Annotated in this window: 12 protein-coding genes; 5 read left to right on the plus strand and 7 right to left on the minus strand. The window is 53.1% G+C overall.

Annotated features, from left to right (window positions below; genetic code table 11):
- The 4 genes from ACT6RZ_RS01580 to ACT6RZ_RS01595 all read right to left on the minus strand — a co-directional run bounded on the left by ACT6RZ_RS01580 (position 1) and on the right by ACT6RZ_RS01595 (position 6,257).
- Positions 1-1,215 (minus strand): NnrS family protein, encoded by a 1,215-nt coding sequence (locus tag ACT6RZ_RS01580; protein ID WP_444700430.1) that lies wholly within the window; start codon positions 1,213-1,215, stop codon positions 1-3.
- Positions 1,216-1,457: 242 nt separating this feature from the next.
- Positions 1,458-2,969: a PEP-CTERM sorting domain-containing protein gene (locus tag ACT6RZ_RS01585; RefSeq protein WP_444700431.1), complete on the minus strand. Its 1,512-nt coding sequence runs from the start codon at positions 2,967-2,969 to the stop codon at positions 1,458-1,460.
- Between the two features lie 157 nt (positions 2,970-3,126).
- Positions 3,127-4,998, minus strand: coding sequence for an ATP-binding protein (locus ACT6RZ_RS01590; protein WP_444700432.1), 1,872 nt, complete (start codon positions 4,996-4,998; stop codon positions 3,127-3,129).
- On the minus strand, positions 4,995-6,257 hold the full coding sequence (locus tag ACT6RZ_RS01595) for a hypothetical protein (RefSeq protein WP_444700433.1): 1,263 nt from the start codon (positions 6,255-6,257) through the stop codon (positions 4,995-4,997). Before ACT6RZ_RS01595 ends, ACT6RZ_RS01590 begins: the two co-directional genes overlap by 4 nt.
- A 131-nt stretch (positions 6,258-6,388) precedes the next feature.
- Here ACT6RZ_RS01595 and ACT6RZ_RS01600 point away from each other — a divergent pair, with 131 nt between their 5' ends.
- Complete coding sequence (locus ACT6RZ_RS01600; RefSeq protein WP_444700434.1) at positions 6,389-7,021, plus strand: LuxR C-terminal-related transcriptional regulator; 633 nt, start codon at positions 6,389-6,391, stop codon at positions 7,019-7,021.
- 148 nt (positions 7,022-7,169) lie between these two features.
- Positions 7,170-8,183, plus strand: coding sequence for a Gfo/Idh/MocA family protein (locus ACT6RZ_RS01605; RefSeq protein WP_444700435.1), 1,014 nt, complete (start codon positions 7,170-7,172; stop codon positions 8,181-8,183).
- Between the two features lie 57 nt (positions 8,184-8,240).
- Here ACT6RZ_RS01605 and ACT6RZ_RS01610 read toward each other — a convergent pair whose 3' ends face one another.
- Positions 8,241-9,164, minus strand: a complete 924-nt coding sequence (locus ACT6RZ_RS01610; protein WP_444700436.1) for a LysR family transcriptional regulator — start codon at positions 9,162-9,164, stop codon at positions 8,241-8,243.
- A gap of 134 nt (positions 9,165-9,298) precedes the next feature.
- Here ACT6RZ_RS01610 and ACT6RZ_RS01615 point away from each other — a divergent pair, with 134 nt between their 5' ends.
- Positions 9,299-10,087, plus strand: coding sequence for an SDR family oxidoreductase (locus ACT6RZ_RS01615; protein WP_444700437.1), 789 nt, complete (start codon positions 9,299-9,301; stop codon positions 10,085-10,087).
- Between the two features lie 94 nt (positions 10,088-10,181).
- On the opposite strand, the gene fae is transcribed toward ACT6RZ_RS01615, so the two are convergent.
- Positions 10,182-10,733: a formaldehyde-activating enzyme gene (gene fae / locus ACT6RZ_RS01620; protein WP_049639931.1), complete on the minus strand. Its 552-nt coding sequence runs from the start codon at positions 10,731-10,733 to the stop codon at positions 10,182-10,184.
- 273 nt (positions 10,734-11,006) lie between these two features.
- Between fae and tkt the strand changes: the two genes are divergently transcribed.
- On the plus strand, positions 11,007-12,989 hold the full coding sequence (gene tkt, locus ACT6RZ_RS01625; protein WP_444700438.1) for a transketolase: 1,983 nt from the start codon (positions 11,007-11,009) through the stop codon (positions 12,987-12,989).
- Between the two features lie 149 nt (positions 12,990-13,138).
- Positions 13,139-14,014, plus strand: a complete 876-nt coding sequence (locus ACT6RZ_RS01630) for a PA4780 family RIO1-like protein kinase (protein ID WP_444700439.1) — start codon at positions 13,139-13,141, stop codon at positions 14,012-14,014.
- 72 nt (positions 14,015-14,086) lie between these two features.
- On the opposite strand, the gene ACT6RZ_RS01635 is transcribed toward ACT6RZ_RS01630, so the two are convergent.
- The gene (locus ACT6RZ_RS01635) at positions 14,087-15,496 is read right to left on the minus strand and encodes a phospholipase D-like domain-containing protein (RefSeq protein ID WP_444700440.1); all 1,410 of its coding nucleotides are present in this window, start codon (positions 15,494-15,496) and stop codon (positions 14,087-14,089) included.
- Positions 15,497-15,541: the final 45 nt, after the last annotated feature.

Genomic DNA, 15,541 nt, shown 5'->3' on the forward strand with positions numbered 1-15,541 from the left:
TCAACCCGGCATGCCATCAGCGCGTGGCTTGCTCAGCATAGGCCAATAGGCGATGCAGAACCAGGTGAAGGCGGCGATCCAGCAGGCCGCCGCCAGCATTACGGATAAACGGTAAGTTTCAGGCCATAGCAATGGTAAAAATACTCTGGATAAAGTAGCGGCGATGACTAGCGCAAATATCCAGAAAACACTGGCCGGTGGTGTGTGAATATTTCGGCCCGTATGTCCTAGCGATACACGCGCCATCATGGCTAGTGTGATGACTCCAATGCCGCCGATAGCCCAGCAATGAATAGCCAGGATCAATGACACGCCACTAGGCATAAAGCTGAGCGCGTACAGGAAGAAGCCGGCAGTGATCAGCCACAGTCCGCTGTAAAAACTCCACAGCAGCGGCACCCGCCATAAGCCCGGTGTGTGCCAGCGTAATAAACGCAGGCTATTGGCTGTGCCTGTGGTGAGCCCTGACACCATGTTAACCATGGCCGAATCTACAGTCAGGATATTCAACAACAAGACCACTAGCGACAACATCAATAACCGGTCTAGCCAGGCCATGTTTTTGAGTGTGACCTTTTCTTGCACGCCTCGCTCTATAAACCCCGGCAGGATACGGCGACTGATCACCAGGATCAGGCTCACATTCAGCAACAGGCCTATCCACAAGGAGGCACGCGCGCCACTCATGGACCAGCCCAGGGCCTGGGCATAAAACGCCGCATTGCCCAGCGTCAGCACCGCCACTTTTGCCAGCACACCAAGTTGCCGCCACTGTTTCACTTGAATGACAGGGCGGGCGATAGCCAGCATCAGCCACAGGTTGAATGACAGGTCCAGGATAGCGGCGAGCATGACCAGGTCGGGGGCGATCAGCATCACAGCACGTGCCCCTGTCCAGCAGGCCACCAGTGCGGCTAAAGCAGGCCCTTGTAAGGTCTGCCTGCCAGTCCAGTTTTTGACTGCGGTGAGCAGGAAACCGGCGATGACTGCAAAGGCAAAGCCATACAGCATTTCATGCGCATGCCATTGTGAGGCAGAGACATAGAATAACGGCGGCAGGGTGAAGCGCAGGTATGACCACATCCAGGCAGCGATGGAAATGGCGGCAAAGGCGGAGGCGAGCAGGAAAAACGGACGGAAACCGAGATTGAACAAGGCGAATCTATAGCCAGGTGTAGTTTTATCAGGCGGTGAGATCTGAATAAATTGCTGCATATGACACCCTTCACTGCAAAAGCTAAGGACTCAGTTTAGCTGGCATCTGCAAACATATGTTTGATGCAGCGCAAACCGGGCGCAGATCCATTCGATCGGCTGAAGATAAATGAGGGGCAGGGGGGCAGCAGTAAAAAAATTGCAAGCGTTAGCAGGCCACCAGGGTCTGCTAACGCTTGCGCCAGGCTAGAGCAAGCACTAGGAAAGTAACATCAGTTTATTGTTATTGGTGTAGCAAGTATTCAGCGGATTTTTTTCATGCGCCCGACCAGCACCAGGCCGAATAGCAGCAGGCAATAAACACTGGGTTCTGGCACTGGCGTCACCGCCCAGCTGGCAACCACTAACAGCTGATTGCTGTAGAAGTTGTTTAGTTGCAGGCGTGACGCAGCCTGGTTGCCACTCAAATAAAATAGTTCGTCGTTGTAGATCTCGCCCACATATTCATATTCACCCAGGCCTATCTGTGTACCGCCATAGTTGCCACCCATTACGGTGACGCCTTCTTGCGCACCTTGCAGAAAAGCAATGCTGTCGAAACTGTAAGCAGTGCGCCACAGCGCGTAGCGGTCTGCCGCGGCAAGGTCGATGTCGACCCGGCCACTGCTGTCACCCAGATAAAACACTGACATGGTCGCGCCATTGAGGCCGATCAGCGAGCCGTCAAACGACAATACCGGCGCAGAGCCCGTGGTCAACGGGTTATTTAATGCGTGCTCAACGCCAGCCACAAAGCTGGTGTCATCCACGCCATCCAGCACCATGCGCAGTACGGCGATCTCTGCCGCCAGATCCGTGGTGCTGAAGCTGACACTGCTGCTGCCCGCCAGATCACGCCCCAGCGCCGGGGCTGCCGTTGCGGCGACATTCCATAGCTGTTTTGTCAGGCTGAAATTCGTGGCTAAGCTGGTACCCGCCGTGCTGCCACTGTTTAATATGGTGGCACTGTCGCGCGCAATGGCCAGTAAACGGTGAGCGGCTTCCAACGTAGGGGTCTTGCTGGCTTGCAGGTTGCTGGCGACGGCCACATCTGTCCAGCTGCCGTTGCGCAAGGCCTGAATATCTGTTGCGGCCGCCGCCCAGCGCTGGCTGCCGCTGGTGGCCGAAGTCGCCAGCAATGCGTCACTGACATATTGTGTCGATGTTTTGGCTGTGAACAGTGCATTGAGCTGCAGTGAGCCGTTCAAATGCAGCTTGCCATAGTTGAGTGTGCTGTTCTCTGCCAGTGGCGTCACCGAGCTGATGCTGGATTGCAAGCGGATAGGTGTGAGCAGTGTGGCCGGGTCTGCCGGCAGGCTCAGGGTTTGCGTGTTGCTTTTAACCGTACCAAAAGCCTGGTTGCTATTACATTGCAGGAAATTCGCCGGGCAGATCCAGATACTGCCTATATTGAGCGAGACCGCTGCAGGCAGCAATGCACCTGAGGCTGAAGCACTGCCGTTGACCTGGATAAGCTGGCGCGCTTCACTGGGTGATGTGGTGACCCCGGGGTCGTTGAGGGAGACGCTCTGGTTGGCATTGATGGTGAACACCAGATCGCCGCTGCTGAAGGTACCTAAACGGCTGTTCAGCAAACGTGCGTCTATCTTTGCTGCATCCAGCGTGATGGCTTTGTCTATGCCGGCGCTGAAATCAGCTGTCTCATTGAATGTGTATTGTATGTTGGTTGCGATCTCGCTGGCATTCGACGAGCAAGGCAGCAACAGGCTGAATGCCATGCCCCACAGTGATAATCTTGATGTTGTGCCATCCATGTTGCCATCCTCTCTCAAAAGTAGCTATACGCATTTTTTTAATTTCCTGATAAGCGTAACGGATGGCGATGAAAGCGTGCACCCCCAGAACAGGGGGTCTCACTGATGGCGGTGCAAGTCGTGAAGAGATTGTGAGTCTGGCCGGGCCAGGCCTGAGTCAGGCCGGCTGCCGCGAGATCAGTTGCCAGGGCAGGTAAAGGCTGAGTTTTAATCCACCGCTGGCGCTGACGGCAAAGTGGACTTCTCCCCCCAGTAATGCGGCGCGTTTCTGGATATTGCTCAAACCGCGGCCCGCCGATTTATCGTTATTTGCAGGCAAGCCTATGCCATTGTCCTCAATCTCCAGCAGCAAGTGATGGGTGGTGGGCTGCAAGGCGACAGCCAGTTCGGTGGCTTGCGCATGGCGGATGACATTGGAGATGGTTTCGCGGATGATCCGGCCCAGATTCAAGGCCTGCGGTTGTGTGAGCTGCCAGCTGGCGTCCGCTATCTGGTTGTCCCACCGCAGTTGGATCTGTACATCAGCCAGCCGCTTTTCACATTCGATGCGGTAATCGGCCATGATGTCGTTCAAGGCGCTGCTTTCATCGCCGGCGCGGGAGACCACGTCGCGCAGATCCTGCAGCGCAGAGCGCGCCAGTTCGGCATTGTTGGGGTTTTGTGCCCGGTAGACCAGCGTCAGCAGTTTGGCGCCCAGATCATCGTGCAGATCCTGGTAGATGCGCTCACGTTCTTCCAGCGTTGCCTGCTCTTTCAGGATGGATTGCAACTGCTGGAAGTTAGCGTTCAGCTCCTGGTGTTTGGAGATCACGCGTTGTTCCAGTTGCTGGTTCAGCTGCTCATAATCGTTTAGCGCACCGACATAGCGTGAAGTCATCATCAGCCCGACGATCAGGAACAGCACCGGCGCTGAAAACTGCATCAGATACTCTTCTTCTGTGATCAGCCAGGCATTGATACCGGGCACATTGGTGTGTATCAGCCAGTCATGGAAAGCAAACAGCAGAATGATACTCAGCGTCATCAGCAATAGCCTGGCGTCTTTGTTGCGATGCACAAACCCGGTTTTTGCCAGCAAGGCCAGGCCGAACACCACGACCACCATGGTGATCAGATGCCAGAAATCGGTGGCCAGCATAAAGTAGTCTGCTGGCGTGAGCAGCAATGTCAGCGGCGCCAGGATCAAGATCCCCCACAGCAATTGATTGAAACGTGGCAGGCGGATGCCGACAAAGTCCAGCAGTGAGATCAGCCACAAGGTGGCGATCGCCTGGAAACTGGCATTCACCAGTATCTCCCACAGCGCGGTGGGCAGCGGTGCGGTGATAATGTAGAAATTAAGCGATTGCAGTGCCCAGACGAAAGCCGCCAGCCCGAACAGGCCGTAAGCGGTATCCTGTTTGCGGCGCCACCACAGGCTAAGCATGAGCAGGCCTATGCCGACGATCAGCAGGCTAGAAGTCTGGTTGAGGGTGATGCGGATAAACCTCGCTTTCTCATATTCCGGCTGCAGTTTGTGCAACTGGGCTATCTGCGGCGGGTAGAGCATGCCTTGCGAGTTCTGCGGCGCGATCACCCGGATATACAGCGTGTTATGCGTGGCTTTCAGAAGTGTGGGCGGGATGGTGAACAGCAGCGGGCGGTTCCAGTTACGCGACACTGGTTCTGTGAATGAGCCGCCGGAACCTATCTTCCTGCCATTCAGGAAAGCCTCGGCATTCAGGCTCATGCGCGAAAGGTACAAGGCATGGATCTCATGTGCATCCAGGCCGGGGTAATCAAACTGAAAGCGGTACCAGCCGCTGCCGAAGGTGTTAGGGTGCGACAGCTTCCATATATCCGGCAGGTCAGTCGATGACCAGGCCGCCTGTGCCGGTGGCGGGGTGGCACTCTCGCTGAGGACAAAAGCGGCCTGGTTTATTTTTATGCCCGCTGCAACAGCAGGCGCGGCGCCGGCCCCGGCGGGTATCACGGCGAGCAACCAGCCCAGAATGAAGATGCAGGATGAAAATAGCGCGCGCTTTTTCATTTGAACAAGGTGATCACTTGCAGGTAGATATCCTGCACATCAGTAAAGTTACGGCCGGCATAGGTATCCTGAAACTCCAGTTTAACGATCACCGGCATAGCCAGTTTGCCCTGCTGCCATGCCTGCACTCCGCTCCAGGTCGCGCTGACACGGTATTGGTCTGCCCGGCGGTCGGTGTAAGCCTCCAGCGACTCAGTGTCAGTGCCCAGGCTGGACCTATACTCATCGGATCTTTTCTGGAAGCGATGCCAGGTGCCGGCAAGCCGCCAGTTCGACCAGCGGTAACCTAATTCAATATCTGTTTCGAAATAATCGCCCAGGTCTCTATGCAGCGTCTGTTTAGAGCTTGCTGGTGCCAGGGCCTGACCGGGCGCGGCGATACGCATGCGGGCTTCATCCGAGAATTGCCAGTTGTAATCGGCCAGCAGGCGCAAGTCAAAGTTGCCGCCCAGGTCATGAAAGTACTCCGCCCGGCTGCGGATGTCGGTGCTGCCATCGCCTAGCGGTATATCCAGTAAATTGTCCGGGTCGTCTTTTTTTGCCAGGCCCATGCGTAGCCCCAGGCCCAGGATCAGGCTTTCAGCCGGCGATTTCACCGCGCGCCATAACAGGCCCAGCGTGGGGTCACTAAAGCCTTCGCTGCGGTTGTCTTTCAGTGCTTTGTATTGATAGCCGTATGCAGGGTTGGTCAGTATATTCTGCACCCCGGCCGTGCCTATGGGTGCAATGCCGCCACCCGCCGGCGCAAATGGAAAGTTGCCCGGCCCTATAGGCTGGCTGTCATTAAATGCCGGATTGAAGCCGACATTACCACCCTGGACGGCAAAATTCACCCGCGTTTGAGAAATAGCATAAGGAATGATCGCGCCTATGGTCAGGTTGGGCGTCAAGCCATAGCCTATGGTTAAGATGCTGATCTGGTTCTCGGTTTTGTGATCAAAGCGCGTGCTGCCCAATGAGGCACCAGGCCCCAGGGCGGAAAGCGCGGGAAACATGCTGGCATTCAGGTTCAGATTGTTAAAGCCGCTGCCTGTGGGCGACAGATGTCCACGGTCATCATAACGCGCATCAAAATGGTTGTGACGCTGTTCAAAGCGTAGCGCCCAGCTGCTTTCCGGCGCCATGGTATCCAGCGCAAAATAGGACGCGGTGGGAATGTTGTCGCTGGCGAAAGCGTTAGGGGCGGCGATGGATGACGCCCATAACATCAGCCATGCGGGCGAGTGCATCTTTGAGACGTGCGTGTATAGGTAGGTCATGGTGCTTATTATTATGTTGCTGATTATTTTTGTTGTTTGTCTGCGAGCCCCCGCGTTTGCGGGAGTGTATTCATTTTAAATTCGTATATAGTCACTCTAATCTGTTTGAGCGCACGCGAGCTGGCCACCCCATGAAAACCGCATTCATACTTGAAGATACGCCGGAGTCACAACTGTGGTTATCAGAAGTATTACACAATAGCTTTCCCGGCATCGCGATTGCTGCTGCAAATAATATCGCCCAGGCCATCGCCGTGATTTCTACTGGCCCGCCAGTCGCTATCGCTTTAATAGATTTAAGTCTACCAGATGGCAGTGGCATTACGGTGATTGAATGGTTTAATCGCCACTCTCCGTCCACGATTTGCGTAGTTGCCAGCATTTTTGACGACGATAGACATATTTTCCCGGCTTTACGAGCTGGCGCACATGGCTACCTGCTCAAGGATCAGCCTCAGCATGCGCTGGTGCAGGCCTTGAACGGCATAGTCACCGGCCAGCCACCGTTGTCGCCAGCCATCGCCAGAAAATTATTGCGGCACTTTCATGAGCCCTACAGCCAGCAGCCGCAAGAGTTGCTGACTGAGCGTGAAAAAGAAGTGCTGTCTATCATCGCCAAAGGCATGACGATGGCAGAAACCGCCAATATACTGGGCCTCAAGCGCAATACCATCGCCGGCTATGTGAAAGAGATCTACCGCAAGTTAAATGTTTCTTCACGCGCTGAAGCGGCGATCAGTGCACAGAAAATGGGGCTAATCTAGCTTGATTCAGGGCACTTCTGCCTGAGTCAGGGCACTAACGCTGGCCGGCTTTTGTCTTCACTTGATGCATGTGAAATATCCTGGCATTTTTTGCGGGGTATAATCAGACCGATCAGAAGGCAGCGATTAAAAAACAGGAAGATACACAATGACTACAAAACTCAACTGGGGCATTCTCGGTGCCGCCCGCGTCAATGAGCGCTTATTGCCAGCTATTGTCGAGGCAAAAAATTCACGGCTGGTAGCGATAGGCAGCCGTCGTGCCGGTGCCGCCAAAGCCATACTGGACAAGTATGCACCTGATGCAACTGGTGTCACTTGCTACGACGATATGGATAGCCTGATCAACGACAGCAATGTGCAGGCAGTGTATTGCCCGATGGCGAACGAGGAACATGCCGAGTGGGCGCTGAAAGCGATCAATGCAGGCAAGCATATCCTGATTGAAAAACCGATGACCACCAACCTGGCGGATATAGACAAGATTGAAGCCGCTGCCAAAGCCAAAGGTGTCAAGGTGATGGAAGGCTTTATGTACCGCTTCCATCCGCAGCACGCAAAAATTAAAGAGCTGGTGGATTCCGGTTTGATTGGTGATGTGCTGTCCTGCCGCGCCAGTTTTTCTTTCCTGATGCCGCCTGCCCGCATGTATCGCATCAACCGCAGCATGGCTAACGGCGGTGGTGCACTGTGGGATATAGGCCCTTATGCCATTCATGCCTTGCGCTGGTGTTTTGGTGGCGGGCATGCGCCGGCAGAGCCGAATAATGTCGTCGCTTATGGCAAGTTAAACGAACATGGCGCCGATGTAGTGGCGAGTGGTGTGCTGGATTTTGGGCCGGATGCACAAGGGCGTGCACGTTTTGGCCAGTTTGATGTGAGCTTTGAGCGCAGCCGCAAAGCCGAATATGAACTGATAGGTGACAAAGGCTGGATCAAGTGTCATAACATGTGGAGCTACCCTGGCGATGACCCTGTGATCAGTTGGGAGGCAGGCGGCAAATCGGAAACCCTGGTGTTGCCTAAAGCCAATCACTTTGATCTGGAGATCGAGCATTTCAGCGACTGTGTGCTGAATGACAAAGCGCCATTGCTGACCTTTGATGATGCCAGGGGTAACTGCAAGGCGATTGAAGCGGTGATCGCTGCATTAACTAAATAATGACGTATGGGGCTGATGGCCCCGTCCTCTGGGTGGCCATCTGCAACGCCAGGCGCTTTAAACCGCAGACCATCTCTCGGAATAGCGTTCAGCGCGAAATTTTTCGACAATAAAATCCACAAACACCCTGGTTTTGGCGGGCATCAGTTTTTTGGCCGCAAAATACAAGCAGATCACCCCGGTTTCTGTATACCACTGCGGCAATACCCTGACTAAGGCACCACTTTCCAGATGGCGCACTGCATGCGGCATTGGTACGTGCGCGATACCCAGGCCAGCCATGGCGGCATTGCATAACATTTCGGGGTCATTCAGGGTGGCGCGTGGCGGGAGCTCCAGGGTCGCCTGGTCACCAGCGAGTGTCTTGAGATGCCAGGGCGTGGGACGGTTGGTGGTTTGAGAGTAACGTATCAGTGCATCAAGTTGCGCTAACTCGGCAGGCGTTTCAGGCGTAAATCGACTGGCGAGATACGCTGGTGAAGCGACCAGCACCAGGTGTATCCTGGCCAGTTCGCGCACCACCACACCGGGCGCGATATCAATGCCGCCACCGATGGCCGCATCAAACCCTTCGCGTATCAGATCCACCTGTCGGTTATCAAAGCGCCAATCAGGTCTGATCGCCGGGTATTCATTTAGAAACTCCCCCAGTAAAGGCAATATATGGTCGCGTCCAAACGCCATGGCCATGCCTACCTTCAGCGTGCCGGCAGGCTGGCCGGCGACAGTGCTGGTATTGGCAATGGCTGATTGTATCGCGTCCAGGCCGCCTGTCACTTGTGCCAGAAACTGCTCTCCCGCTTCGCTAAGCGTCAGGCTGCGCGTGCTGCGATGAAACAAGCGCACCCCTAGATCGGCTTCCAGTTTCGCCACATTTTTACTCACACCGCCCGGCGTCAGGCTTAGCCTGCGTGCTGCGGCAGAAAAGCTGCCAAGCTCGGCACTGCGGACAAAAGATTCAATGCTGCTTAGTGTTTCCATCAGGGCCATCCCGCTTTATCTTATACTTTTAGTATAAAGTATTTGTAATTATTCATGGCTATTTTTAATTAAATCAGGCGCGCATACTGCACTCGTGGTTACAGAACATCTTTCATTTAATTAAGGAGAACAGCATGACAAATACGACTAACAAAACATATCAACGTCTGGCAGGCAAAGTGGCTATCGTCACTGGTGCAAGCTCAGGCATAGGCCGCACCACTGCCAAATTATTTGCCCAGCATGGCGCCAAAGTCGTTGTTGCCGCGCGCCGGGAATCCGAACTGGCGACTCTGGTGGCAGAGATCGTGGCTGATGGCGGTGTGGCCATTGCATACGCCGGTGATGTGCAGTCGGAAGCGTTCAACCAGTCGCTGGTCGCGTTGGCAGTCAACAGCTTCGGCAAGCTGGATATCGCTTTTAATAATGCAGGCACACTGGGTGAGATAGGCGCATCTGACAAAGTGTCGCTACAAGGCTGGAACGAGACACTGTCCATCAATTTAACCAGCGCATTTCTGGGTGCGAAATACCAGATCCCGGAACTGGCAAAGCAGGGTGGTGGGTCAGTGATCTTTACTTCTACCTTTGTCGGTCACACCGCTGCATTTCCTGAGTTTGCAGCTTATGCAGCGAGTAAAGCAGGCCTGATCGGATTGACCCAGGCATTGGCAACCGAATATGGCCCTAAAGGCGTGAGAGTCAATGCCGTGTTGCCAGGTGCAGTCGATACCGATATGTATAGGGAAAAAAACAATACGGCAGAAGCACAGGCGTTTCTCACCGGCATGCATGCACTGAAGCGCGTCGGTAAACCAGAAGAAATCGCACAATCTGTCTTGTATCTGGCTTCAGATGATGCCTCGTTCGTCACAGGTACTGCTTCACTGGTAGATGGCGGTTTGTCTATCAACAGAACTTAAGTTAGAACTCAAGTTGAAACAGGTTTAAATCAAAAAAAGGATGCTCAAGCATCCTTTTTTATTGCGACTTTTATTGCGACAACGCGGCGATCGATTAAATCTTGTTATCCAGGCCCATCTGGTAATACTTATGCACGATCTTCTCCTGGTTTTCCAGCAGCCAGTCTATGCTGGGCTCGTTGCGCAGGGCTTTCTGGATCGCCTTGAAAGTCGCTTCTCTATGAATGTCGAACAAGGCTTTGTGGTCTATCTTTTCCTGTTCCAGGATCGCCGGGCTTAACCAGACTGACACGATAATGCCGAGGTCATTGGCTTTTTCTTTGGGGATATCGCCACTACGCACGGCATCCAGCACGCCATTGGCGATCGCGCCTTGCACAGTGCCCATCAGGATGTTGGTATAGCGCGGGTCTTTCACTGTCACTTTACTGACCATCAGTGTCGCCGGGCGCACCATGATGTCAGTGTTCATGATCGCCAGCACGCGGGTGTGGCCTTTGACCTGGTCGCCGAGCAGGTTGGCGAAGGCAGTGCCCATAGGGCCGTTCATTTCGCCGATCGCGACCTCCGGCTCCGCTGCGGTTCCCGGTGGGCCACCAGCAACCAGGGCTTCACCCACACGCATAATGATTCTATCGTCAGACATTTACATACTCCTTTGTGATCAATACGTTTTTTACATGGTAGGGGAAAACGCCATACATGGCTATCGCCAGCCGGGGATTTAACAGGTTTTAGATTTCACTGCTACCGTTGCCGGCGATAATTAAATGGCTTTAACCCTTGATGAAAAACGGGTTCTAAGGAATAATCTACCCTTTCCGTAAAAGGGCCGGTTTCTCGCCCTTTTTAAAGAATTCAATCAAGGTTTTGCAGCTTTTTGTGTAAGACCGCTCTTATTTTCATTTGGGAGAAAACAATGGCAACACGTGTCGACTTGTGCAACGCTATCCGTGCTTTGAGCATGGATGCTGTACAAAAAGCAAACTCCGGTCACCCAGGCGCACCTATGGGCATGGCAGAGATCGCTGAAGTGGTTTGGAACCACAATTTGAGCCACAATCCTACAAATCCACAATGGGCTAACCGTGACCGCTTCGTACTGTCTAACGGCCATGGCTCAATGCTGATTTATTCATTGCTGCACCTGACTGGTTACGATCTGGGTATCGAAGATATCAAGACTTTCCGTCAATTGCACTCACGCTGTGCTGGTCACCCAGAATTCGGCTACGCACCAGGCATTGAAACAACCACAGGTCCACTGGGCCAGGGTATTGCTAACGGTGTTGGTTTCGCTATGGCAGAAAAACTGCTGGCTGACCAATTCAACAAGCCAGGCCACGACATCGTTGACCACTACACATACGTGTTCCTGGGCGACGGTTGCATGATGGAAGGCGTTTCTCACGAAGCATGTGCACTGGCCGGTACCTGGGGCCTGGGCAAACTGATGGCTTTCTGGGATGACAACGGTATCTCTATCGACGGCCACATCGAAGGCTGGTACACAGACGACACCGCAGGCCGCTTTAAAGCATACGGCTGGCACGTTGTTTCAGTTGATGGTCACGACCAGGCTGCGATCCAGAAAGCGATTGACGAAGCTAAATCAGTGACTGACAAACCATCACTGATCTGCTGTAAAACAATCATTGGTAAAGGTTCACCAAACAAGTCTGGTTCACATGACTGCCACGGTTCTGCATTAGGCGACGCTGAAGTTGCTGCTACACGTGCTGAAATCGGCTGGGCGCATGAGCCATTCGTGATCCCTGCTGACGTATACGAAGGCTGGGACCAAAAAGTTAAAGGTGCTGCCAGAGAATCTAGCTGGAATGAAAAATTCGCAGCTTACGAAAAAGCATTCCCGGCTGAAGCTGCAGAATTCAAACGCCGTACGGCTAATGAATTGCCAGCTAACTGGAAAGCAGAAACCGACAAGATCATCGCTGCAGTGAACGAAAAAGCGGAAGGCAATGCTTCCCGTAAAGCTTCACAAAACGCAATTGGCGCTTTGGCTCCATTGCTGCCTGAATTCCTGGGCGGTTCAGCTGACCTGACTGGTTCTAACCTGACTTCAACTGGCAGCTTCGTACACGTTGATGCGAAAAAACCAGGTAACTACATCTCTTACGGTGTACGTGAATTCGGTATGGCTGCGATCATGAACGGTGTAGCACTGCACGGTGGCTTGTTGCCATTCGGCGGTACTTTCCACATGTTCTCTGACTACATGAAAAACGGCATGCGCATGTCTGCGTTGATGCATCAACGTGTGATCTACGTGCTGACCCATGACTCTATCGGTCAAGGCGAAGATGGCCCGACTCACCAGCCAGTTGAAAACACTTCCGGTCTGCGTTACATCCCTCGTATGGATGTATGGCGTCCAGGTTCAGCGACAGAAACTACCGTAGCATGGGTAGCTGCCGTTGAGCGTACAGAAGGCCCAACCAGCCTGGTACTGAGCCGTCAGAACCTGGCAGGTATCAAGCACGAAGCATCACAACTAGCAGCGATCCGCAAGGGTGGCTACGTGTTCTCTGATGTCGCTGGTGCACAAGTGATCCTCATCGCTAACGGTTCCGAGCTGGATCTGGCTGTTAAAGCCGCAGCTGAACTGAATGCTGCCGGTACTAAAGTACGTGTGGTTTCAATGCCATCTACTAACGTATTTGACCGCCAAGACCAGGCTTACAAAGACAGCGTTCTGACTCCAGGCGTTGTTCGCGTAGCGGTTGAAGCTGCTCACCCAGACTTCTGGCGTAAATATGTTGGTCTGGAAGGTGCAGTTGTAGGTATCGATACCTTCGGCGAATCTGCTCCAGGCGGCGCACTGATGAAACATTTTGGTTTCACAGTTGAGAATGTTGTGAACACAGTGAAATCTGTTCTGTAGTTTAGAATAGATTGCTGCAAATAAAAACCGCCTCCCAGTGAGGCGGTTTTTTTATGTGCATAGGCAGATAAATGCACAACTCGATGGTCAATCACGCATAGGCCATAGATTTAATGTTAGTCTGACCACCATTCTTATTTTCCTGCATTATGAAAACCCCGCCAAGATTACAACCACTGCTTGAAGACGGCATCATTGATGATGTGATACGCCAGTTGATGAGCGGCAAAGAAGCCACGGTATATGTCGTACGCTGTGGCGGAGAGACACGCTGCGCCAAAGTGTATAAAGAAGCGAATAAGCGTAGCTTTCGCCAGAGTGTCGATTACACCGAAGGCCGCAAAGTCAAAAGCAGCCGCCAGGCGCGAGCCATGGCCAAGGGTTCAAAATATGGCAAACAGGCACAAGAAGAGGCCTGGCAAAGCGCAGAGGTCGATGCCCTGTACAGACTTGCCGCGGCTGGCGTCACCGTGCCTACGCCGTATCAATTCTACGAAGGCGTACTGATCATGGACCTGGTGGCTGACGCCGAAGGCAATGCCGCGCCCAGGCTGAACGATGTGGTATTTAGCGCTGCAGAGGCCAGGCAGCACCACCAGACACTACTGACAGAAGTGGTGCGCATGCTGTGCGCCGGCATCGTGCATGGCGATCTTTCCGAATTCAATATCCTGCTCGGCGACGCTGGCCCGGTGATCATTGACCTGCCGCAGGCGGTAGACGCGGCGGGCAACAATCACGCCATGAGCATGCTGGAACGCGATGTCAGCAATCTGGCTGATTTTTTCGGCCAGTTCGCGCCTGAGCTGCTCAATACACAATATGGCAAAGAGATCTGGGCACTGTATGCACATGGCGAGCTGACGCCGGAAACCGTGCTGACCGGCCATTTCAAACCCGATCACAAGCCGGTCGACCTGCACAGTGTAGTGCGGGTGATAGACGCCGTGCGCGATGAAGAAGCCGCGCGGCAAATGCGTTTGGCAGAAGCCAAAGCAGCCCTGCCCAAGCCGAAGCGATTGTGAGGATTTGGCGCTATCGTTGCTCGGAAATCATCTCTTACTGAGGCGATTTTTATGGGTACGCCGTATTGATGGCTACAAGAAGCCTTCAAAAATCCGTGCCGATTGTTGTTTGATTCTGTCCAGCAGGCCACGTTTTTGCCATGTATCTTGCTCTATCTTATTGGCATCTTGCATATCTTCTTTAAAACGGTCTTCCAGTCCCCTGGCGATTTCTTTGCCCAGAATCACTACGTCTACTTCTGCATTGATCCCGGCACTGCGGTAATCAAAGTTTGAACTGCCGATGGCAGACCATACGCCGTCAATGGTGATGGTTTTGGCATGTAACACCTGCCCTTGCATCTCATAGATCGTAATGTGGTTTTCAAGCAGCAGGCTGTATCTGGAACGCTGTACCAATAGTGACAAGGTGGAATCAGTAAAACTGGGCACCATGAGTTCCACACGCACGCCACGGTTGGCCGCTTTTACTAACGCCTCTAATTGTGCCCTGGTCGGTACAAAGTAGGCGGCGTTGATCAGAATGCGGTCTTCCGCACTTTCAATGGCTGAAAGCATGGAGAGGTAATAAGGCGAGTCTGTATCTTTACGTTTGGTCGCTGGTGTGGCGATCACACGTGCAAACTGGTTGCCCTGTTTGTTCAACTTGGGAAAGAAATGTGTCTGGTCTAATGGCTGGGCTTTATCCCAGTTTTCCAGAAATACGCGCTGAATGTCACCGAGAATAGGGCCTTGTATCAGCACATCCATATCGCGCCAGGCCGCATCGGTTAAGGGGTTGGGCGTTTCCTTTTTATAGGTTTTGAAAGAGCCTTTGCTCTGGTAGGTTTTGCTCAGATTCACACCGCCGATGATAGACACCTTGCCATCTACAATCAGGATCTTGCGATGGTCGCGCTGATTGATTTGCTTGAGAGATGCACCTTCCAGGGGATGGAACACCGTAATCTTGGCTCCGGCTTTCTTCAGTGATTCAAAGAACTCTGGCGGCGTTTGCTGGGAGCCATAAGCATCATAAATCACATGCACCTCAACCCCTTTGGCAAGTTTTTCAAGTAGTAATGCCTTGAGCGTCACGCCACCCAGATCCACATCTTCAAAAGTGAAATATTCCAGGTGAACATGCTTCTCGGCGCGGCCTATCAACTCTTTTATTTTGCCAAAGGTAGATTCGCCATTCGCCAGCAAGGTGAATGCGTTATCGGCAAACAAGTGGCTATCAGAGATGCTTTGCTCAATTTTAAGGTGGTTCTCAAGTGACGCCCGGATCTGCTCGTCAGGCGTGAGCTTTTGCAGGGCCTTATCAACCTTGGCTTGGGATAGGGTGTCTTTTGCCCCAACTATCTCAACCTGCTGTGATTGCGGATTGATCTTTTCAAATGTGCGCTCGTGATCGGGGATCACGGCACAGCTTTGAGTGAGCAGGCCGATCAGCAATGTGATGAATGGGCTTATGTTTTTAGCAAGGCTCAAATGGGTCATCCAACGCCTGTTTGTAAAAATCATGGGTCAGCAATAAACCGTGAT

Source organism: Methylophilus sp. (assembly GCF_052437885.1).
Taxonomy (GTDB): domain Bacteria; phylum Pseudomonadota; class Gammaproteobacteria; order Burkholderiales; family Methylophilaceae; genus Methylophilus.

Coding starts and splice junctions, on each gene's coding strand:
- ACT6RZ_RS01585 (WP_444700431.1), bottom strand. CDS start 2,969: ATGGATGGCACAACATCAAGATTATCACTGTGGGGCATGGCATTCAGC.
- fae (WP_049639931.1), bottom strand. CDS start 10,733: ATGTCTGACGATAGAATCATTATGCGTGTGGGTGAAGCCCTGGTTGCT.
- ACT6RZ_RS01605 (WP_444700435.1), top strand. CDS start 7,170: ATGACTACAAAACTCAACTGGGGCATTCTCGGTGCCGCCCGCGTCAAT.
- ACT6RZ_RS01600 (WP_444700434.1), top strand. CDS start 6,389: ATGAAAACCGCATTCATACTTGAAGATACGCCGGAGTCACAACTGTGG.
- ACT6RZ_RS01580 (WP_444700430.1), bottom strand. CDS start 1,215: ATGCAGCAATTTATTCAGATCTCACCGCCTGATAAAACTACACCTGGC.
- ACT6RZ_RS01590 (WP_444700432.1), bottom strand. CDS start 4,998: ATGAAAAAGCGCGCGCTATTTTCATCCTGCATCTTCATTCTGGGCTGG.
- ACT6RZ_RS01615 (WP_444700437.1), top strand. CDS start 9,299: ATGACAAATACGACTAACAAAACATATCAACGTCTGGCAGGCAAAGTG.
- ACT6RZ_RS01610 (WP_444700436.1), bottom strand. CDS start 9,164: ATGGAAACACTAAGCAGCATTGAATCTTTTGTCCGCAGTGCCGAGCTT.
- tkt (WP_444700438.1), top strand. CDS start 11,007: ATGGCAACACGTGTCGACTTGTGCAACGCTATCCGTGCTTTGAGCATG.
- ACT6RZ_RS01630 (WP_444700439.1), top strand. CDS start 13,139: ATGAAAACCCCGCCAAGATTACAACCACTGCTTGAAGACGGCATCATT.
- ACT6RZ_RS01595 (WP_444700433.1), bottom strand. CDS start 6,257: ATGACCTACCTATACACGCACGTCTCAAAGATGCACTCGCCCGCATGG.
- ACT6RZ_RS01635 (WP_444700440.1), bottom strand. CDS start 15,496: ATGACCCATTTGAGCCTTGCTAAAAACATAAGCCCATTCATCACATTG.